The sequence below is a fragment of the Vibrio sp. KUL78 genome, from assembly GCF_059725505.1.
Map to the genome: position 1 here is coordinate 836,967 of NZ_AP045837.1, position 19,208 is coordinate 856,174.

Below are 19,208 nucleotides of genomic sequence, written 5' to 3' on the forward strand. Positions count from 1 at the left end.
CAACAGATCGGCAAAATATGAGCAAACCCAATATGCTCAAGGCAGTGGTTCCCAAAAAATTAAAGGTATGACAATGAAAAAAAGCCTTATGTTTAAGTCCGTGCTAAGCGCGGCTATCATCGCGTCATTAGCAGGATGCGCAACTCAACCAGAGCAAGAATGGAATGCTGATGAGACTTATAAGCTAACGATTCTTCATACCAATGACCATCACGGTCGCTTCTGGCAAAACAAATACGGCGAGTATGGTATGGCAGCGCGTAAAACGCTGATTGACCAGATTCGTGCTGATGTAGAAGCGGAAGGTGGCAGCGTATTACTGCTGTCAGGTGGTGATATCAATACGGGTGTTCCTGAGTCTGACCTTCAGGATGCAGAACCGGACTTTAAAGGCATGAGCATGATTGGTTACGATGCGATGGCATTGGGTAACCATGAGTTCGATAACCCGCTGGAAGTACTGTTTAAGCAGAAAGAGTGGGCGAACTTCCCAATGCTGTCTGCCAATATTTATGACAAGAAGACCGGTGAGCGTTTGTTCGATGCTTACCACATGTTTGATAAGCAAGGCATCAAAATTGCGGTTATCGGTCTAACGACTGAAGACACGGCGAAAATCGGCAACCCTGAGTACATCGGTGGTATTGAGTTCCGCGACCCGAAAGTAGAAGCTAAAAAACTGATTGCAGAGCTTAAAGAAACAGAAAAACCCGATCTTATTTTCGCGGTAACTCACATGGGGCACTACGAGAACGGTCAGCGTGGTGTGAACGCACCGGGTGACGTTGCGCTTGCTCGCTACTTGAACGAAGGCGACCTCGATATGATCGTTGGTGGTCACTCTCAAGAGCCTGTATGTATGGAAGGTCCAAACGTCGTGAAGAAGAACTTCAAGCCAAGCGACGAGTGTAAACCAGATATCCAAAATGGTACTTGGATTGTTCAAGCGTACGAGTGGGGCAAATATGTCGGTCGTGCCGACTATGAGTTCAAAAATGGCGAGCTGAATATGGTGAGCTATGACCTTATTCCAGTGAACCTGAAGAAGAAAGTCAAAGTAGATGGTAAGAAACAGCGTGTTCTTGTTGAAGATGAGATCAAGCAAGATGCAGAACTGCTGGCGTTCTTGACTCCATTCCAAGAAAAAGGTCAGGAGCAACTCGGTGCTAAGATTGGTGAAACCAATGGCAAGCTAGAAGGTGACCGTAATGTGGTTCGCTTTAGCCAAACCAATCTAGGTCGTCTAATTGGTACCGCTCACATGGAGCGTGCTAAAGCCGATTTCGCGGTGATGAACTCAGGCGGTGTACGTGACTCAATCGCAGAAGGCGATGTGACGTACAAAGACGTGCTGATTGTTCAGCCATTTGGCAACATCATCACCTACACTGACATGACAGGTGCAGAAGTTCTTGATTATCTGAATGTTGTAGCAACAAAACCTGTTGATTCAGGTGCCTATGCGCAGTTCTCTGGTATTTCAATGACGGTCGATAAGGACCAAGTTTCTGACGTGGTTATCAACGGCAAAGCACTCGACCCGAAAGCCACTTACCGCTTCACGGTACCGAGCTTTAACGCAGCGGGAGGTGACGGCTATCCGAAACTAACAGGTCACCCTGGTCACGTAAACACGGGCTTTGTCGATGCTGAAGTATTGAAAGATTACCTAGAAGCAAATAGCCCGATCGATGTGAATAAGTACCAGCCTAAAGGCGAAATTGTCTATAAGAACTAGACATTAACGGGTTTTTATTCGATAAATAGAGCGGTGCCAATTGGCACCGTTTTTTCGTTTTGCGAGTAAGCCGAGTAAGCATAGGCTCGCCACGTCGTGCATTTTGGAGTAGGCAATGACACCAGCAATCAATCTGGCAAAGAAGAAGAAAATCACCCACACCGTGCATCAATATGATCATGACCCACGCCATGAAAGCTATGGACTGGAAGCGGTCGAGGCGTTAGGGCAAGATCCAGAAAGTGTCTTCAAAACGCTGCTGTTCGCCATTAACGGTGAGCCCAAAAATCTAGCGGTTGCCGTCATACCTGTTGAAGAAAAACTGAATCTGAAACTTGCAGCCAAGGCGGCTGGTGGCAAAAAAGCAGATATGGCAGACAAAGACATTGCTCAGAAGACGACGGGATACGTGCTTGGAGGCATTAGTCCACTAGGGCAGAAAAAAGCACTGCCAACGTTTATTCATAGCACGGCACAAGACCGCGATACCATGTGTGTGAGTGCGGGCAAAAGGGGATTGGAGATTGAGCTAGCACCATCCGATTTGGCAGCGCTAACTCGAGCTAAGTTTGTTAATCTCTGTGAGGCCTAACAGCGGTTATTATGCCGCTTACTTTTTCAGAGATAGGGTTCCACCAACACGTGGCTTACGTTGCCCCGAATCAGACTGTCCCGCTTTAGGGTTCACTGGTCGCTTGTTGTTTGGCTTTGAAGGGCGAGACTTATTACCTGATTGGTTTGGCTTACGCTGACCAGGCTTGCCACCTCGGCTGCCCTCATTACGACCATTCTCTGAGTCTGAGTGGCGACGTTTGCTAGGACCACGGCGGTACTCATCCGCGCCATGACCAGAATAGGTCTTCATCTTGTCGCGCTTACCTTCACGCTCTTTGTCACGTTTGGCCTCGCGGCGCGCATCATGCAGTTTTGCATCCGTTGCCTTAGTTATGTGGCGACCTTTTGCATCTTTACGAGAGGCTTCTTCAGTGCTGACGGAGCCTTCACACATACGCAGGATCTCGGCAACTTCTTCATCAGAGAGGTAGCGCCATTTTCCGTTCGGGATCCCATCGATTGAGATATTCATGATACGCACACGGCGCAGCTTAAGAACGTCATAACCCAAAGCTTCACACATACGACGGATCTGACGGTTAAGCCCCTGCGTTAGCGTAATACGAAATGAGAACTTGGTTTCTTGCTCGACCTTACACGGCAGAGTCACCGTATCCAAGATAGCGACACCAGCGCCCATCTTCTTGATGAAGTCCTTGGTGATTGGCTTGTCGACACGAACTACGTACTCTTTCTCGTGGTTATTACCAGCGCGCAGGATTTTATTGACGATATCGCCATCATTGGTCAAGAAAATTAGACCATCAGATGGCTTGTCCAGGCGACCGATAGGAAAGATGCGCTTGTGGTGGCCCACGAAGTCAACGATGTTTCCAGGGACGTCACGCTCTGTCGTACACGTGATGCCTGTCGGCTTATTCAGAGCGATATAGATTGGTTTCTCTTTACTGCGAACTGGCTTGCCATCAATCTCAACATTATCACCCGGCATAACCTTAGTGCCCATTTCTGGTACCTTGCCGTTAATCGTCACGCGTTGTTGCTCAATGAGCCTATCCGCTTCACGACGCGAGCAAAAGCCCGTTTCACTGATGTATTTGTTGAGACGTTTTCCGTCAGCAGAGTTCGACATGCGAAGTAATCACTCTATGTTGGTCTGATTTAAAGGTCGCGTATTTTATACCCAACTTGGCGTTAAGTCACTTAACTCATGCGTTTTTGATGACGTTCGCGGTTTTCAAGCTTCTTCTCTTGGCTCTTTCTAAGCATGACATAGACAGCACCACTGCCGCCATGAAAGCGCTGAGCACTGTGAACACACTGTACATCCTTAATCTGAGTCAGCCAGTTAGCCAAGTAACTTTTCATCAAAGCAGGCGGATTAGAACGTTCACCACGGCCATGGACTATGATGACGGTTCGAATGTCCATTCGCATGCATTGTTGCAAGAACTTAATGACCTCATCACGCGCTTCTTTGAGAGTGCGGCGGTGTAAGTCGAGTTTTGCCTGTAGAGGATATTTACCAAGTCGAAGTTTTCGGTAAACCCCTTCCTGAACGCCGTCACGTTTGAACTCTATGATGTCATCGGGCTTCACCATAGGGGCGAAATCGATAGAGAGGTATTCAGGATCTTGTTCAGAGAGCCACAGCGCAGCCTGACGTTTTGCCAGTTGCGAGTCAGATACTTGGTGGGACTTTTTTAATTCGACGGTGTCGTTTTGAATAGGCTTTACATCGCCCATCATTTGTTGAAATAGGTCTAGATCATCGTCTTGAGACATAACTGCATCTCGAATAAGCCAATTTATTTGGAGTATATACGAAGTCGAGCAAAAAGTGAGAGCAATAAAAAACCGGAGTGAACAGGCGATCCACTCCGGTGCATAGCAGTTTTCTATTCAAAAAATAGAAGCTAAGCGATTCTAGTGAGGAGATTTGTCATTCATTACCTTATAAATGAAGAAAGCACCGTAAAACAGCATTAAACCAAACGCTCCAAAGATAACGATCATTGAAGAGAGGCCTACTGCATTACCAAATAGGAGATCAAGCCAAAAATCCATGTTTCCTCCAAAAAGTAGTGATGACAGGGTTACGTTAACGGTTGGTTTAAAAGTGAACACTGATCTGGATCAATTGTACTCGGAGTGTTAATAACCTGTATGTGAGTGTGTGTATACGGTCACATTTTTCGTGCTTCTGGCTAGTTGATGAGCAAACAGAACTGTTTTGGAAAAAAGATGCTACAAAAGCCTTGCGTGCCTGAGAATTATCAGTAATATACGCATCCGTTGACGGGCAATAAGCCACGCAGCAATCTCGGTGAATAGCGCAGCTTGGTAGCGCATCCTGAGGTTAGGAATAGTGGGACCAGAGGGCGACCCTTGGTGAAGCGAATACCTAACAAACATTTTCGGTGAATAGCGCAGCTTGGTAGCGCATCTGGTTTGGGACCAGAGGGTCGGGGGTTCGAATCCCTCTTCACCGACCACTTTTAAAAAAGCCTCGCTATTTAGCGAGGCTTTTTGCGTTTTGGCGAAAAGTAATTTTGTAAACGATGTGCCCGGTTTGTACAACGCTCACTGCGCTGCGCCAGTTATAAAATAGGCGATGCGACGCTAGGAGCTAGGCTACGGTTCTCCCCCTAATATAGGGGGAGTTAGAGGGGGTAAAATGCGGTGAAGTCACAGCGGGTAATGGTTTCAGTACCTTTCTCTAAGCAATAAGTTCACTTTGGTTCCGAGCTCATTGACAGTTCACCGCATTCACCCCTCCCAGCCTCCCCTTAGCAAGGGGAGGAGCACTACGCTTGCAGCGCTCTGCTAACTATAAATAGGCGATGCGACGATAGGAGCTAGCCTTGGTTCTCCCCCTAATATAGGGGGAGCTAGAGGGGGTAAAATGCGGTTAATTCAAAGCGATTAATGGTTTCAGTGCCTTTCTCTGTGCAATAAGCTCACTGTTGCTTCGAGCGCGTTGACAGTTCACCGCATTCACCCCTCCCAACCTCCCCTTGGTAAGGGGAGGAGCAAAAAGCCCATTGCGCGGCGATGACTAAAATCAGGCGATGTGACGCTAAAAGCTTAAGCAGCAACAACCTCACGGCGTGCCATTACCTTACCAATAACACCTTCCACACCCAACACCGCAAAGATAATTGCGAAGAAAGCAACCACACCACCAAACGCACCAGTAAATGCAACATGCTGACCAAACAGAAGGGCAATAACAGCCATTGCGACAAACTTAGAGCCCACCAAAATAATGTATGACGAAACACCTCGTTTCAGTTTTGGTAGTGTTTTATGGGTTAGAAAGTGCGATGCCATCACTTTCTCTAGTGAGATAGCCCCTTTCAGCATACTCGCAAGGACAACCGAGGCGAGTACCGCCACTTCCAGGCTCGCGATGAAAACCCAATCCCAAGAAGCGTTGAGTAGCAACATTACGATAGTCGTGATAACAGAGCTGATAGCGATATCTTTAAGCATTTTCATAAATTGATTCCTCTTGGCGTTGTTCTTGCTGACAGGGCTAAGGTATCAATTGTGGAGCGGCACCATTTACCATTTTACGCCATCGATAAAGACGCTCTGATGTTCTATTGTCACACATTTAGTGGGTTTATTTGACCTTTGTATGAGTAGGGTTATACTGAGGTCAGTTTTGCTCCTATTTGTAAATCTCCCAATCGGGGGACCCCCTGAGAGCGCCAAAATTTCTCAATTTAGATTTGTTCTACCACTGTGACACGAGTCACACATGCAGCTTACTTGCTGATGGCTCGTTGTACTTGCCGTATAGGTTCCTATTTAAAATCATAGACTTTGGTCTATTTGTATGATTAATTGTCATTTGTATGATTAATAGGTGCCCATTCATACATGGTCAAATGCCATGTCAAATCAACGCGTAAGATCAGTGGGTTATGTGTCATCTGTCTAAAAAGAGATAGCTCTATGAATGTAATTATCAATGGTCAAACGTATCTTCTAAGAGAACGCAAAAGCATCCTTGATGTGGCCAAAGATATTAAAGTTGAGGTCCCATCGCTATGCTCAATCAGTAAGCATGCTGAGAAGCAGTCTTGCGACATGTGCGTCGTTGAAGTCGTTGGTGAAGGCGTGGTCAAAGCCTGTGAAACTCAGATCCAAGATGGGATGACGATAGTGACCGAGTCCGCTCAGCTTAATAATCTGCGACGAGAAGCCCTCAATAAGATTTTCGCCGACCACAATGCTGACTGTGAAGCGCCATGTAAAGTGGCGTGCCCTGCTAACGTTGATATTCAAACCTACTTACACCACATCGCCCAGGCTGATCATCATCAAGCCGTCAAAGTGATTAAAGATACGTTGCCGATGCCAATCTCGATTGGTCGTGTTTGTCCTGCGTTTTGTGAGCATGAGTGTCGACGCAGCTTGGTGGATGAGCCCTTAGCGATTCGCCAGCTCAAACGTCACGCAGCAGATATTGATTTGTCACTGGCTGAGCAGTTTGAACCACCAAAACTGCCGTACAACGGGCATCGCGTCGCGATTGTCGGTGCGGGTCCCGGTGGTCTGGCTTGCGGTTACTACCTGAGTTACCAAGGCTTTGCTGTCGATGTCTTTGAATCAATGCCACAAGCTGGTGGTTGGTTGCGCTATGGCATTCCTGAGTACCGCTTACCAAAAGACATTCTCGATAAAGAAATTGAACTCATGTGTCGCGGCGGGATGCGTATTCATACCAATACGCTTCTTGGTCAGGACGTTTCCCTCGATGAATTGACTGAGAATTATGAAGCAGTGTGTTTGGCTGTTGGCGCGACCAAAGCGGTGAACATGCCATATCCCGGCTCTGATCTGGAAGGTTGTATTCTGGGTGTTGATTTCCTCAAAGATCATATGACCGAGAGGCACTTTAGCATTGGTAAAAAAGTCGCCATCATTGGCGGCGGCAATACGGCGATCGACTGCGCGCGAACTGCGGTTCGTGAAGGGGCCGACACGACTATCATCTATCGTCGTACTCGCAACGAGATGCCAGCCGAACTCCATGAGATTGAAGCTGCTGAGCTAGAAGGCGTCAAATTTAAATTCTTAACCAACCCGAAAGCCAACCATGCTGACTCGACAGGTCGTGTTCAGTCGATTGAGTTGGAGATCATGGCTCTAGGTGAGCCTGATAGCTCAGGCCGTCGTCGTCCGGTATCAACCGGCGAAACCGAGACCATTAAGTTTGATACGGTAATCTCAGCGCTATCACAAAAGCCTGATACAGAGTTTCTAAAATCTGCAAGACAATCGCTGCCACTGACTGACTGGGGTACAGCGTCTGCTGACAACGACTCCATGCACCATGGCTACAACGTCTACAGTATCGGTGATTTTAGACGTGGTCCTGCTACGGCCATTGAAGCGATTGCCGACGGCAAGAAAGCGGCGGATGCTATTGAGCGCTATATTCTCGAAGGGCATTTTAAGCCTGAGCCAGCGCCGTTCAATAGCCGCAAGGCCGAGCGTCTTACTGAGGTTCGTCAAACTGAATACTTACAAGAGCGTGCGAAATCACGAGCAAAAGCAGATCATCTTGATGTAGAGCTTTGTCAGACGAGCTACCAAGAAGTTGAGCTTGGGATGACCGATTCAGATGCCATAGCCGAAGCTGCGCGCTGTCTAGAGTGTGGTTGCCAAGCCAACACCCAGTGCGATCTTCGAGATTACGCCACTGAGTATCAGGTCGATTATCGAGAGATTAATACTGAGGAACGCAAGATGTTCCCAGTCGATAAATCGAGTGAGTTCATTGTCTTCGACGCTAACCGCTGTATTAGCTGTGGCTCTTGTGTTCATGCCTGCCAAACCGAGTCAGTGCATGGCATACTCAACTTCTCCGAATCTTCGCATCGCCCATCCTTCCCAGATGGAGCGACTATGGGTGACAGTAATTGTGTGCAGTGTGGCGCCTGTGTTCAGGTGTGCCCAACAGGGGCACTTGCCGATAAGCGCGATAAGTCACATAGCCGCGTAGAAATGCTGACGCCAGTAAAAACTATCTGTACTTACTGCGGAGTTGGTTGTCGAGTCGAGCTCTATGTTGATGCTGCCAACAACAAAATCCGCTACGTGAAGGGAGATAAAACCTCACCCGTCAACCAAGGTATGCTTTGCGTGAAAGGACGCTTCGGTTTTGACTTTATACACAGCGAAGAGAGGCTGACCAGGCCTCTTATCCGTAAGTCGGGTGAGTTAGTGCCTGCCTCATGGGATGAAACCGTTAGCTATGTCGCCGATAAGCTAAACAAAATTAAGTCTATGTATGGCAGTGACAGTCTTGCTGGCTTCTCTTCAGCGAAAACGACGAATGAAGATAACTATGCATTCCAAAAGCTATTTAGAAGAGAGATTGGTACCAACAATATCGACCATTGTGCGAGGCTTTGTCACTCATCAACGGTGACTGGGCTAGAAGCCTCCTTTGGTAGCGGCGCAATGACCAATGATATTCCGAGCATTGCCCATTCTGACGTTATCTTTATCATTGGGTCAGACACCAGCGCTGCGCACCCAATTATCGCTTCACATATTAAGCAGGCGGTGACGAAGGGTGCGCGCCTGATTGTTGCCGATCCAAAACGTATTGATATGGCAGATCATGCCGAGCTCTATGTACGCCATCGCCCTGGCACAGATGTCATGCTACTTAATGCCATTATGCATGTGATTGATAAAAATGGCTGGCACGATAGCCAGTACATTAACGAGCGCACCGAAGGCTACGATGAGTTCGTTAAAGAGATACGTAAAGATGCCTACAGCCCACGCAATGCAGCACTTGTCACTGGGGTTGCTGAGTTTGATATTGAGCGCCTCGCCGAGTTGATTGGCACCTCGAAGGTGACATCAGTCTATTACTCAATGGGGATCACTCAGCACACTACTGGGCATGATAATGTGCGCTCGATTGCCAACCTGCAAATGCTGTGTGGTAACGTGGGCGTTGAAGGCGGCGGTATTAATCCGCTTCGCGGTCAATCCAATGTTCAGGGCTCTTGCGATATGGGTGCTTTGCCGACCGATTACCCTGGCTATCAAAAGGTGACGAATCCAGACGTGCAGGCAAAGTTTGCCAAAGCTTGGAATTCAGACACTCTGCCTAAAGAGCGTGGTAAGACACTGACTGAAATCATCGATGGCGCTTGCGACGGTGATATCAAAGCGCTTTACGTGATGGGTGAGAACCCAGTACTCAGTGACCCAGATCAGGCGCACGCTGTTCATGGATTGAAATCGCTAGACTTCCTCGTGGTTCAGGACATCTTCTTAACCGAAACGGCTGAGCTTGCGGACGTGGTGTTGCCGTCATACTCCTTTGCGGAAAAAGCAGGGCATTTCACCAATACTGAAAGACGCGTACAACGCTTGGTTCCTGCGGTGCAAGCACCGGGTGAAGCAAAAGAGGACTGGCGTATTATTCAGTCTATTGCCAATGCAATGGGCGGCGACTGGCAGTATCAAACGGTGCAAGAAATCACTGAGGAAATCGCCGATGTTACGCCGCAATACAGCGGTATTCGCTGGCAGTCGATTGGTAAAAACGGTCTGCAGTGGCCATGTAACGATGTGAAGCCTTTCGGTACTCGCATTATGCATAAGGACCAGTTTATCCGCGGTAAAGGGGCGATGGCCCCAATTTCATTCGAATACGCAGCGGAGCTTCCTGATGACGAGTTCCCTATGATTCTTACCACGGGTCGATTACTCGAGCAGTTCCATACAGGAACCATGACGCGCAAAACTAAAGGGCTGGATAACCTTGCTGGACCGCGCATTATGATCAGCGTCGAGGATGCTGAAGCGATAGGCGTGACTAATGGTCAGGATGTGAAGTTGGTGTCGCGACGCGGCGAGATTTCCGCGCCTGCCTTTGTTACCAAACGGATGCAGCAGGGCGTTGTGTTTGTGCCGTTCCACTTTGCTGAATCGGCAGCGAATAAGCTGACCAATACAGCAACTGACCCGCACGCGAAGATCCCAGAGTTTAAAGTATCTGCAGTGCGGCTTGAGAAGGTCACTCAGGCGGTTCTTTAAATTCGGCCCACGCTTTAGGGATATCGAACGGAGGCAAGCTATTTGGCTTGCCTCTTTTTCCTTTGCGCCACTCTTTTAGCTGATTGACATATGTTAGGATGTGCGCCACCGCGACAAAAAGCTGATTGGGCACCATTTGGTCTATTTGTGTCGTGTGATAGATAGCACGGGTCAGCTCTGGGCTTTGAACCACCTCGACCTGATGCTTTGCGGCAAGCTCTCTGATGTAAGTGGCCACGTCATCTTTGCCTTTAGCAACCACAAACGGGGCTTCAGCTTGAGTTAGGTCATAGACGAGTGCGACAGAGTAATGAGTTGGGTTGGTAAGCACCACGCTCGCTTTAGGTACTCTTTCATTTGCCCCTCGTTTTGCGTTCTGAGTTTGGATCTGCCGAATGCGAGCTTTTACCTCAGGACGACCTTCTTGTTCCTTGTGTTCATCTTTGACCTCTTGCTTAGTCATCTTCATCTGCTTGGTAAACTCGTAGCGCTGATAAGGGAAATCAACAAGGCCAAAGACCAGAATCAGTAGCAGAAGATAACCTAGATACTCCACCGTGATTGTGGTGATGGTTGTAATTACCGTATCGAAGGGTGAGCTAACTAGCCCTGTAATTACCGCTATGTATCGATCGATAACCCAATAGAGAATGGCAAAAAACAGGGTGACTTTAACTGTATTCTTGGCAAGCTCCACCAAAGACTGGGTAGAGAAAATCCGTTTAAACCCTTTAATCGGACTGATTTTTTCCAGCTTTGGCGCTAGTAGGGTCGGGCTGTACACCCATCCACCGAGCATAGTAGAGCTTATGATCGCGGCGATGACTTGATAGATGAACAGCGGAAAAAACAGCATGATCATGGCAAATAAGGCTTTGCCTACCAACTCTACGATGACATCAAACTTACCCACCACTGATGCGTCAAACTCATAGCAAATCAAGAACAGCTCAATAAAGGTCTCGGCAAGGGAGTCGATGCTTAGCACGTAGTAACTCACCACCGCAGTTAGCGTAACGGCTGACACAAAATCCTTGGCTCTAGGGATCTGTCCTTCTCGTTTTGCTTTGGTCAGTTTGTGTTGACTTGGCAGTTCACTCTTATCGCCACTATCCTGGTTATCCGCCATTTGGTAGCCTCAATATATAATTGAGATGGCGATTCAACTCCAACGCGAGCTCGAAGTAGTGATCACCGATCCCTGTTAAAGATGCCATCATGGCAAACAGCCCGAGCAGCATGGTCATCGGGAACCCCAGCGCAAACACATTCAGGGCGGGTGCGGCCTTGTTCATTAAACCAAAGGTAATATTGCTTAGTAACATCACCACAATGGCGGGCATGGCGACAAGCAGACCAGTAGCAAACATCCACGAGACCATCTTCAACACATAGTCGATACTGCTAAACGGAAACAGTGAATCCAAAGGCCAATGGGTGAAACTCTGTTTAAGTTGCAGTAAGACAATTAAGTGACCATCAATAGACAGGAACAGCAGCATAGCGGTTATAAACATGATGCGACCGATAATGGCGATGCTGACGCCATTTGCTGGGTCATTCATGATGGCCATCGCAAGTCCCATCTGCATGGAAATAGCTTGACCAGCAATAGAAAAAATCGTGAAGAAAATCATCACCGAGAAACCGATGAGGAAACCAAATACCAGTTGGTAGAGAGTGAAAATGATGGCATCGATAGAAAATGGATTAAACGGAGGAACCGTATTGATCATAGGAGCAAGTAACAGTGAAAACACGAACGCAAATAGAATCTTAACGCGCATGGGTATCGCTTTATCGCCAAAAAATGGCGCGATTAAAAATAGCCCAGCAAGCCGCACGAATGGCCACCAAATCAACCCCAGCCACTGAGTAAGTTCCGTAAAGGTGATGGTCATGATATCAACCTACTTCGGCGGGAATGGAACTGAATACGAACAGAAACAAGTCTGTGATTTCTTGTAGCAACCAATGCCCAGTCAGAATAATAGTGAGCAGAGTGACCAGCAAGCGTGGCAAGAAACTCAGTGTTTGTTCGTTTACCTGGGTGACGGCTTGGAAAATAGCGACTACCAAACCTACGACTAGGCTTGGCAGGATAAGGACAGACACCATCAATAAGATGACGCTAATGGCGTGACCAACGAGTGTCACCGCTTGTTCTGGGCTCATGTGCTCACCCAAAAGCTATTGGCAAGGCTTCCCATGAGTAGCCCCCACCCATCAACGATGACAAAAACCAGCAGCTTAAACGGTAGTGAGACAATGAGCGGTGATAGCATCATCATCCCCATCGACATCAATACAGATGCGACGACTAAATCGATGACCAAAAATGGGAGAAACAGCATAAAGCCGATTTGAAATGCGACCTTCAGCTCACTGAGTAAGTAGGCAGGAAGCAGGATAAGAAATGGGATGTCGTCTTCATCCGCCATTTGAGTTTCGCCCGCGATCTTTGTGACTTGCTCGAGTGCTTTTCGCTGTGTTTGATCGAGCATGTATCGGCGCAGTGGACCTTCAGCGGCCTTAAGTGACTGTGCTAATGTCGCCTCTCCCGTGCTGTAGGGTAGGTAGGCGTCATCGTAAATTTTGCTCCAAACAGGACGCATGATCAGCAGCGTGAAAATAAGCGCAATGCCAACCAATACTTGATTGGGGGGCGTTTGTTGTAGCCCCAATGCTTGGCGAAGGATCGCCAACACGATGACAATACGAGTGAAACTGGTACACATGATGACAAACGCAGGAACAAAGCTAAGCAGCGTCATCAATATCAGGATCTGCAGTTTGACACTGTACTCTGTGCCTTGCTCCCCTTGAGTTTCAGTGAGTATCGTCAATCCCTCAGCCAATGCGACCTGCGGTGAAATACAAAGCAGGGCGAAAAGCAGCAGGGTTTGTCCGAGTGTCGTCCGTGACATAGCAGCACTTATTGGTTGGGTTTCTTGATGATACTCAGCAGTCTTACCCCGTACTGCCCATTTTTAGAGACGATTTCTCCGGTACCAAATGAGGTCCCATTTATCTTGATATCCACTGGGTCACCCTCATGTTTTTCCAACATCACAACGCTACCGGATTTCAGATTAAGGAGTTCGTCTAAGATTAACGTTTTGCGAGCAACCTCGACGGTGATGTCGACAGGAATGCTCTTAAGGAGATTGACACTGCTTGCCGGAGCGGTGGCGTGATCAGAGTGGATCCCGTCATCGTCAAGATCGTTGAGGTCTAAGTCGAGATCGTCAAGATCAGGCAGTTCATCTTGCAGGTTCATCTCTTCGATGGAGACATCAATGTCTCGTGTTGGTTTATCATCAGCCATCGATCTTTACTCCCAGTTCTGAATCAATCGTTTGCAGTTTGCCAAAAAAAGTAGGATGCCCGTTCACTTTGACGGTTAGGTTTTTGCACAATGTCAGAGGGAGTACGTCACCGGGCACCAGTTTGGAAAGTTCATGCAGTGTGCATTGACCATGCAGCAATACGCAGCCCATCTCGACGGGTTGATACCGCAGGGTATTGAGAATCTCATCTCGATCAAATGTCTCATTGTTGCCCAGCATCTCACGCAGTTTTTTCACATAACGATCGTCAATGAGGATAACAATCGATAGCTCTTTGTGATCAAAATGGAACGTGATACGAACTCCAACATTAGAGGGTTCGTGATCAGTATTATCAATAAGATAGTGCTTAGCATCTGCCGTCATCGTATTGGCCAGTGCCATTGAAAATTTCTGAAAAAGGCGCAGATGAGTCTGAGTTAATTCTGAGGCAGAACTCGCTAGATGTTTTGGTTCTTCTGGCGTGTCGCTGCTCAGGTGCCGGTGGAGTAACACATCCAGATTTTGTGGCTCGATATAGAAAAAAATATTACCGAACTCTTCGATGTTCAGCACAGATTTGACGGAATTCTCCGGATAATCGCTCGCCTGCGAAAAAGTGACCTTAGTGTGTCTACCAGCAAAATTAAACTTGAATAAATCAATCACTTCATTGGAAAAATGGCTGGTGTGTTTAAGTAAAAACTTCCGCATTTTGACATTTGGATTACCAAATTCGGTTAGTAGAATTTTCTCCATGTCAAGTATTCCTTTGTTGTTTTTGAGTTTGTTCTCAAGTTTGACACGATAATTTACATTAACTATAGGTTATAGGGTTTCCATTTCAAATTAATATGACTTTGCGCTGTGAGGGCAAGAGGCATGATTGACTTAGACCAAGCGTTGGGTGTGCACCCACAAATGGTGCAGTTTAGATTAGACAGAGCGAGCGTACTAAGCTCAAACATCGCTAATGTGGATACGCCAAATTACAAGTCGGTTGATGTGTCGTTTAATGCCGTTTTGACGGGTATCGGTACCAGTAAAACATGGCAGGTCGATAGCCAAATGCTGTATCGGATACCTGTACAAAGAACGCGCGACGGCAACACGGTGGAGCTGGAAGCAGAGCAAGCGAGATTTGCTAAGAATGTGATGGACTACCACCAGAGTCTCGCTTTTTTGCAGTCAAAGATTAACGGCTTAAAGTCCGCCATTAAAGGGCAATAAAAACAACGTTAGGAAGTTGGCTAACTAAGTAGGGATACTATGTCTTTCTTCGGAATTTACGAGACGGCAGGGTCAGCGATGACTGCTCAAACCGTCAGGCTTAATACCATCTCCAGTAATCTGGCGAACGCAGATTCAGTGTCTGGCGATCCCGCTAAGGTTTACAAACCACTCAAGCCGATCTTCTCGTCAATCTACAATCAGTTTGACTCTAAGCTGTCTCAAAATCTGGGGGCTCATCAAGGCATTGTTCCGATCCGCATAGCAGATGTGGTAGAGGTTTCTTCTATGACGGAAGAGCGATTCGAACCTGATAATCCGCTTTCAAATGACGAGGGCTACGTCTACTACTCGGGGATAAACGTGGTAAATGAGATGGCAGATATGATGTCGGCGACTCGAAGCTTTGAAGCCAGCGTGGAAGTGCTTGGCAATGCCAAATCCATGCAGCAGTCATTGCTTGGTTTGTGGCGCAATCAGTCGTAACTAAGTAAGGCTACTGTAGAAGTAAGGCTACTGTAGTTCGGTGAGTCAAAGTGGACATCTTTAAAGGGTAATTAAGACGATGGCAACGATATCAGGTGCAGCGCAGGTCAATACCATTGAGTCAGCCTCGACTGCGGCGCCTCAGACCAATCCAAATAGTGGTGAAGCGTTAAAAAAATGAGTTCATTACGCTAATGGTGGCTCAGATTGAAAATCAAGATCCACTGAATCCAACGGATGGCACTGAGTATGTCTCTCAGCTCGCGCAGTTTTCTCAAGTAGAGAGTACCGAGAATTTGGTGCAATTGATGCAATCGAATACGGCGATGCTCGATAACTTACAGGTACTGAGCACCGCTGGTTTAGTGGACAAAAGTGTGACGGTTCGAAGCGATCAACTTCAGATGACTCCATCCAGCGTTAATCAAGGCTATATCGAATTGCTCGCTCCTTCAAATACAGTCACGATTGAGCTCTTAGATGGCGCGGGCAACGTGACACAGATACCGCTGGGTCCTAAATCTGCTGGGCAAGTGAATTTCACTATTGATGCGCAGCAGCATGAACTAAACGGTCACTATCAAATGCGAGTAAGCCTAGATAGTGGACAAAGCTATTCCCCGACCATCTTTCAGCACGGTACGGTAGCGAAGGTGACGACACCTGCCATGGATGGGACTAGCCACTTAGAGGTTGAAGGGATTGGGCGTGTTGCTTTTTATGACGTGGCGGCTTTTTCGCAGTAAGGGCTTAAGCTGCACAGAAAGGTTTTAATTTTCGCCTTTACTATTTTGAACTGAATTTTGGCGCTCTTTTTTGTTTGGCGCTGTGGTAAGTAAGATGACGGCTGTCGTTCTCCAATAGGACATAGAGCCAGGAGATAGCCTCTTTAGGAATGAAGAGGATGACATTATGAGTTTTAGTATTGCATTGAGCGGGCTAAATGCCTCCAACTCAGAGCTCAATACCATTTCAAACAATATCGCCAATGTTTCGACATCGGGCTTTAAAGAGTCACGGACCGAATTTGCTTCTGTTTATAGCGGAAGCGAAGCGGGCGGTGTTGAGGTTGTTGGCGTGTCTCAAAACTTTGAGAAAAGCGGCACGGTCACGGGAACAGGGCGATCGCTCGATATGGCATTGAGTGGCAATGGCTTCTTCGTGCTCGAAGACAACAAAGGCCAAACCCTTTATACCCGTTCTGGTATTTTTAATATGAACGCGGACGGGCAGATCATTGCTAACAATGGCGCAGCCCTTAAAGGTTATTCGGTCGATGGGAACAACAACCTGATGTTAGGTTCTGTGGGTACGGTGCAAATCAGTACCGCGTCATTGCAAGCCAAGGCAACGGACAGCATCGACTTTGTTGCTAACCTAGATGCACGAGAGAATGTACCTACCAGCGCGACGTTCGACCCAACGGATTCAAATAGCTACAACCACTCCTACACCACGCCCGTTTTTGATTCACTGGGTAATCCACACACTGTAAGCCAGTACTTTGTGAAGACAGCGAATACCAATGAGTGGAACTTGTACGTCTATGTTGATGGTGTTCAAGCTGATTTGGATGGCAGTGGCACCGCGGACGCATCGGACGTTGAAACCGTGGTGTTTGGCAATGATGGTACGCTTGATTTAGGTGCAGCGAGCAATACGCTGACGGTGGATGGCAACTACAACATCCCAGTGACTCTAGCGCCGGTTGCCAGCAATCTTGACATTAATGTGAACCTAGCGAGCATTACTCAATACGGTAGTGATTTTGTTGTGTCAAAGAATAGCCCTAATGGCTATACCTCCGGTGACTATGCCAGCGTTCGAATGGAAAACGATGGCAAGATCTACGCGACCTATACCAATGGCCAGTCACAACTTCAGGGTCAGGTTGTGCTTGCTAACTTCGCCTCTCCTCAGAATTTGATTAAAACCAGTGATACTGCTTGGCTGCAAAGCTTCAGCTCCGGCACGCCTGTGATGGGTACTGCTGGGAGTGGCGTATTTGGTGACTTGACCTCGGGCGCGCTAGAAGGTTCAAACGTTGACTTAACCTCCGAGTTGGTGGCGTTAATGACCGCGCAGCGAAATTACCAGGCGAATACCAAGTCGATCTCAACCTCAGATCAATTGACTCAAGCGCTATTTAACGTGGTGTAGAACAATGAACCCCATATTATTCAGCGCTGCGAAAGGTGCTGAGCGAACCATGCTCGCTCAGCACGTACGTGCCAATAATCTATCCCATGCCGATACCATAGGTTTTAAGGCTTTGATGGAGCACTCCTCTCCAATGCGCCTTGAAGGCTCTGGCTTTCTGACGTCGGTCACGTCTCGCACCAATTCGGCAGTGAATAACTTTCGCCAGGGTGAAGACATTCGTACCGACAGACCACTTGATGTCTCTATTAATGGTGACGGCTTTTTCACCTTAGAAGGCTTGGAAAATGAACCTGAAGAGCTCTATAGCCGTGCAGGTAACTTTCGTCTCGATGGTGATGGTCAGCTCTTTTTAGGAGGGCGTCGCGTGATGTCGACAGAAGGTCCAATGGTGCTCCCAGATTTTGAGTTTGTTTCTATAAGCAGCAATGGCTTAGTGTCCGTGACACCAATTGGCGGTGAGGCATCGCTTGAAGTCGGGGCGCTAAAGCTTGTGAAGCCAGACTATGAGCAGATGACGATGCATGCCAGTGGTCACTTTGTTCCAAAAGCTGGTGACGAGCTTGGGGAGGATTTTACCGTTCAGGTCCGGTCGGGCTACTTGGAGGCCAGTAATGTGTCCAGCCTTGAGGAGCTGGTCAGCATTATGTCACTTACTCGTCAGTACGAGATGCAAATTGAAGTGATGGCATCTGCCGATGAAATCGCACAAATAGGGAACAAGCTTCTTAAAGCTTAAGGAAGGCTCCAATGCACAGTGCATTATGGATATCGAAAACGGGGATGGCAGCACAAGATGCGAAGATGACGGCCATTTCTAATAATCTCGCCAACATCAACACCGTTGGTTTTAAACGTGACCGAGTCGTCTTTGAAGACCTGTTTTACAGCGTCGATAAACAAGCGGGTACGGAAACGACCGAGCTCAATGAACATCCCACAGGTATTCAGTTAGGGAATGGCGTTAGGGTTGTTGGGACCGAAAAAGTCTTCACGCAAGGCAATGTTCAAAACACCAATCAGCAATTCGATATCGCTATCTTGGGCGATGGTTTTTTTCAGATTGAGAACTCCGATGGTGAGCTGCTCTATACCCGAAATGGCCAGTTTCACACCAACTCCGATGGACAGTTGGTTAACACTCAAGGCTACCCGCTGATCCCCGAAATTGTCATTCCGCCAGAAGCAACCTTAGTCAGTATTACCGCCGATGGCGTAGCGACGGCCACCATTCCAGGGCAAGTGAACCCAGAGGCGTTGGGACAGATCACCATAGTGAAATTTATGAATCCAGCGGGTCTTGCCGCTCAAGGCGGTAACTTGTTTGCTGAAACAGAGGGGTCAGGCGAAGCGGTTGAGTTAGTGGCTGGAACGGAAGGCTCAGGGCAGCTCAAACAAGGCGCTCTTGAGGGTTCTAATGTTCAAGTGGTAGAAGAAATGGTGGATATGATCGCCACTCAACGTGCTTATGAAATGAGTGCCAAAATGGTCAGCGCGGCGGATGAAATGCTGCAGTACATCGCGCAGCAGTCCTAAGTAGAGACGTTAGTAGGTGACCTGATGCGAGGAACGTATGGCTAAGCCGGAACCACAAACGTCGAAAAAGACGG

At 47.7% G+C, this 19,208-nt stretch carries 19 protein-coding genes and 1 tRNA gene; 10 read left to right on the top strand and 10 right to left on the bottom strand.

The window, feature by feature from the left end:
- The first annotated feature begins 73 nt into the window (after positions 1-73).
- Positions 74-1,738: a bifunctional UDP-sugar hydrolase/5'-nucleotidase UshA gene (gene ushA, locus AC6I8Y_RS04170; protein WP_498020820.1), complete on the top strand. Its 1,665-nt coding sequence runs from the start codon at positions 74-76 to the stop codon at positions 1,736-1,738.
- A 115-nt stretch (positions 1,739-1,853) separates the two neighbouring features.
- Complete coding sequence (gene ybaK, locus AC6I8Y_RS04175; protein WP_042473943.1) at positions 1,854-2,330, top strand: Cys-tRNA(Pro) deacylase; 477 nt, start codon at positions 1,854-1,856, stop codon at positions 2,328-2,330.
- Between the two features lie 18 nt (positions 2,331-2,348).
- Here the strand turns inward: ybaK and rluF are convergent, their stop codons facing one another.
- From rluF to AC6I8Y_RS04190, 3 genes are all read right to left on the bottom strand, one after another.
- Positions 2,349-3,446 (bottom strand): 23S rRNA pseudouridine(2604) synthase RluF, encoded by a 1,098-nt coding sequence (gene rluF, locus AC6I8Y_RS04180; protein ID WP_042473946.1) that lies wholly within the window; start codon positions 3,444-3,446, stop codon positions 2,349-2,351.
- 71 nt (positions 3,447-3,517) lie between these two features.
- Positions 3,518-4,099 (bottom strand): DNA endonuclease SmrA, encoded by a 582-nt coding sequence (gene smrA / locus AC6I8Y_RS04185; protein WP_042473948.1) that lies wholly within the window; start codon positions 4,097-4,099, stop codon positions 3,518-3,520.
- 141 nt (positions 4,100-4,240) lie between these two features.
- The gene (locus tag AC6I8Y_RS04190; protein ID WP_042473952.1) at positions 4,241-4,381 is read right to left on the bottom strand and encodes a DUF3149 domain-containing protein; all 141 of its coding nucleotides are present in this window, start codon (positions 4,379-4,381) and stop codon (positions 4,241-4,243) included.
- A gap of 351 nt (positions 4,382-4,732) precedes the next feature.
- Between AC6I8Y_RS04190 and AC6I8Y_RS04195 the strand changes: the two genes are divergently transcribed.
- Positions 4,733-4,809: transfer RNA gene (locus AC6I8Y_RS04195), tRNA-Pro, on the top strand.
- Between the two features lie 592 nt (positions 4,810-5,401).
- Here AC6I8Y_RS04195 and AC6I8Y_RS04200 read toward each other — a convergent pair.
- Complete coding sequence (locus AC6I8Y_RS04200) at positions 5,402-5,815, bottom strand: hypothetical protein (protein ID WP_498020821.1); 414 nt, start codon at positions 5,813-5,815, stop codon at positions 5,402-5,404.
- Positions 5,816-6,277: 462 nt separating this feature from the next.
- Here AC6I8Y_RS04200 and fdhF point away from each other — a divergent pair, with 462 nt between their 5' ends.
- Positions 6,278-10,393 carry a formate dehydrogenase subunit alpha gene (gene fdhF, locus AC6I8Y_RS04205; protein WP_498020822.1) on the top strand — a complete coding sequence of 1,372 codons (4,116 nt, stop codon included), beginning with the start codon at positions 6,278-6,280 and terminating at the stop codon, positions 10,391-10,393.
- On the opposite strand, the gene flhB is transcribed toward fdhF, so the two are convergent.
- The 6 genes from flhB to AC6I8Y_RS04235 are packed head-to-tail and all read right to left on the bottom strand — an operon-like array spanning position 10,374 to position 14,481.
- On the bottom strand, positions 10,374-11,522 hold the full coding sequence (gene flhB, locus AC6I8Y_RS04210) for a flagellar biosynthesis protein FlhB (RefSeq protein WP_498020823.1): 1,149 nt from the start codon (positions 11,520-11,522) through the stop codon (positions 10,374-10,376). The genes fdhF and flhB overlap by 20 nt on opposite strands.
- Positions 11,512-12,294: a flagellar biosynthetic protein FliR gene (gene fliR / locus AC6I8Y_RS04215; protein WP_498020824.1), complete on the bottom strand. Its 783-nt coding sequence runs from the start codon at positions 12,292-12,294 to the stop codon at positions 11,512-11,514. The genes flhB and fliR overlap by 11 nt, the downstream gene beginning before the upstream one ends.
- Before the next feature lie 4 nt (positions 12,295-12,298).
- Positions 12,299-12,568 carry a flagellar biosynthesis protein FliQ gene (gene fliQ / locus AC6I8Y_RS04220; RefSeq protein WP_498020825.1) on the bottom strand — a complete coding sequence of 90 codons (270 nt, stop codon included), beginning with the start codon at positions 12,566-12,568 and terminating at the stop codon, positions 12,299-12,301.
- On the bottom strand, positions 12,565-13,320 hold the full coding sequence (gene fliP / locus AC6I8Y_RS04225) for a flagellar type III secretion system pore protein FliP (protein WP_498020826.1): 756 nt from the start codon (positions 13,318-13,320) through the stop codon (positions 12,565-12,567). Before fliP ends, fliQ begins: the two co-directional genes overlap by 4 nt.
- A gap of 8 nt (positions 13,321-13,328) precedes the next feature.
- The gene (locus tag AC6I8Y_RS04230; RefSeq protein ID WP_446569384.1) at positions 13,329-13,721 is read right to left on the bottom strand and encodes a FliM/FliN family flagellar motor switch protein; all 393 of its coding nucleotides are present in this window, start codon (positions 13,719-13,721) and stop codon (positions 13,329-13,331) included.
- Positions 13,714-14,481, bottom strand: coding sequence for a FliM/FliN family flagellar motor C-terminal domain-containing protein (locus AC6I8Y_RS04235; protein ID WP_394152434.1), 768 nt, complete (start codon positions 14,479-14,481; stop codon positions 13,714-13,716). The genes AC6I8Y_RS04230 and AC6I8Y_RS04235 overlap by 8 nt, the downstream gene beginning before the upstream one ends.
- 123 nt (positions 14,482-14,604) lie before the next feature.
- On the opposite strand from AC6I8Y_RS04235, the gene flgB reads away from it, so the two are divergent.
- From flgB to flgG, 6 genes are all read left to right on the top strand, one after another.
- Complete coding sequence (flgB, locus tag AC6I8Y_RS04240) at positions 14,605-14,952, top strand: flagellar basal body rod protein FlgB (protein ID WP_234494321.1); 348 nt, start codon at positions 14,605-14,607, stop codon at positions 14,950-14,952.
- 39 nt (positions 14,953-14,991) lie between these two features.
- Positions 14,992-15,438, top strand: coding sequence for a flagellar basal body rod protein FlgC (flgC, locus tag AC6I8Y_RS04245; protein WP_394152437.1), 447 nt, complete (start codon positions 14,992-14,994; stop codon positions 15,436-15,438).
- A gap of 194 nt (positions 15,439-15,632) precedes the next feature.
- Complete coding sequence (locus AC6I8Y_RS04250) at positions 15,633-16,184, top strand: flagellar hook capping FlgD N-terminal domain-containing protein (RefSeq protein WP_498020827.1); 552 nt, start codon at positions 15,633-15,635, stop codon at positions 16,182-16,184.
- A gap of 166 nt (positions 16,185-16,350) precedes the next feature.
- Positions 16,351-17,598 carry a flagellar hook protein FlgE gene (gene flgE, locus AC6I8Y_RS04255; protein WP_394152440.1) on the top strand — a complete coding sequence of 416 codons (1,248 nt, stop codon included), beginning with the start codon at positions 16,351-16,353 and terminating at the stop codon, positions 17,596-17,598.
- Between the two features lie 4 nt (positions 17,599-17,602).
- The gene (locus AC6I8Y_RS04260) at positions 17,603-18,337 is read left to right on the top strand and encodes a flagellar hook-basal body complex protein (RefSeq protein WP_234494318.1); all 735 of its coding nucleotides are present in this window, start codon (positions 17,603-17,605) and stop codon (positions 18,335-18,337) included.
- A gap of 11 nt (positions 18,338-18,348) precedes the next feature.
- The gene (gene flgG / locus AC6I8Y_RS04265) at positions 18,349-19,134 is read left to right on the top strand and encodes a flagellar basal-body rod protein FlgG (RefSeq protein WP_128649155.1); all 786 of its coding nucleotides are present in this window, start codon (positions 18,349-18,351) and stop codon (positions 19,132-19,134) included.
- The last annotated feature ends 74 nt before the right edge of the window (positions 19,135-19,208 follow it).

Bases quoted from the DNA above. Each gene is read 5' to 3' on its own strand.
- ushA (WP_498020820.1), top strand. From the start codon at position 74: ATGAAAAAAAGCCTTATGTTTAAGTCCGTGCTAAGCGCGGCTATCATC.
- ybaK (WP_042473943.1), top strand. From the start codon at position 1,854: ATGACACCAGCAATCAATCTGGCAAAGAAGAAGAAAATCACCCACACC.
- rluF (WP_042473946.1), bottom strand. From the start codon at position 3,446: ATGTCGAACTCTGCTGACGGAAAACGTCTCAACAAATACATCAGTGAA.
- smrA (WP_042473948.1), bottom strand. From the start codon at position 4,099: ATGTCTCAAGACGATGATCTAGACCTATTTCAACAAATGATGGGCGAT.
- AC6I8Y_RS04190 (WP_042473952.1), bottom strand. From the start codon at position 4,381: ATGGATTTTTGGCTTGATCTCCTATTTGGTAATGCAGTAGGCCTCTCT.
- AC6I8Y_RS04200 (WP_498020821.1), bottom strand. From the start codon at position 5,815: ATGAAAATGCTTAAAGATATCGCTATCAGCTCTGTTATCACGACTATC.
- fdhF (WP_498020822.1), top strand. From the start codon at position 6,278: ATGAATGTAATTATCAATGGTCAAACGTATCTTCTAAGAGAACGCAAA.
- flhB (WP_498020823.1), bottom strand. From the start codon at position 11,522: ATGGCGGATAACCAGGATAGTGGCGATAAGAGTGAACTGCCAAGTCAA.
- fliR (WP_498020824.1), bottom strand. From the start codon at position 12,294: ATGACCATCACCTTTACGGAACTTACTCAGTGGCTGGGGTTGATTTGG.
- fliQ (WP_498020825.1), bottom strand. From the start codon at position 12,568: ATGAGCCCAGAACAAGCGGTGACACTCGTTGGTCACGCCATTAGCGTC.
- fliP (WP_498020826.1), bottom strand. From the start codon at position 13,320: ATGTCACGGACGACACTCGGACAAACCCTGCTGCTTTTCGCCCTGCTT.
- AC6I8Y_RS04230 (WP_446569384.1), bottom strand. From the start codon at position 13,721: ATGGCTGATGATAAACCAACACGAGACATTGATGTCTCCATCGAAGAG.
- AC6I8Y_RS04235 (WP_394152434.1), bottom strand. From the start codon at position 14,481: ATGGAGAAAATTCTACTAACCGAATTTGGTAATCCAAATGTCAAAATG.
- flgB (WP_234494321.1), top strand. From the start codon at position 14,605: ATGATTGACTTAGACCAAGCGTTGGGTGTGCACCCACAAATGGTGCAG.
- flgC (WP_394152437.1), top strand. From the start codon at position 14,992: ATGTCTTTCTTCGGAATTTACGAGACGGCAGGGTCAGCGATGACTGCT.
- AC6I8Y_RS04250 (WP_498020827.1), top strand. From the start codon at position 15,633: ATGGTGGCTCAGATTGAAAATCAAGATCCACTGAATCCAACGGATGGC.
- flgE (WP_394152440.1), top strand. From the start codon at position 16,351: ATGAGTTTTAGTATTGCATTGAGCGGGCTAAATGCCTCCAACTCAGAG.
- AC6I8Y_RS04260 (WP_234494318.1), top strand. From the start codon at position 17,603: ATGAACCCCATATTATTCAGCGCTGCGAAAGGTGCTGAGCGAACCATG.
- flgG (WP_128649155.1), top strand. From the start codon at position 18,349: ATGCACAGTGCATTATGGATATCGAAAACGGGGATGGCAGCACAAGAT.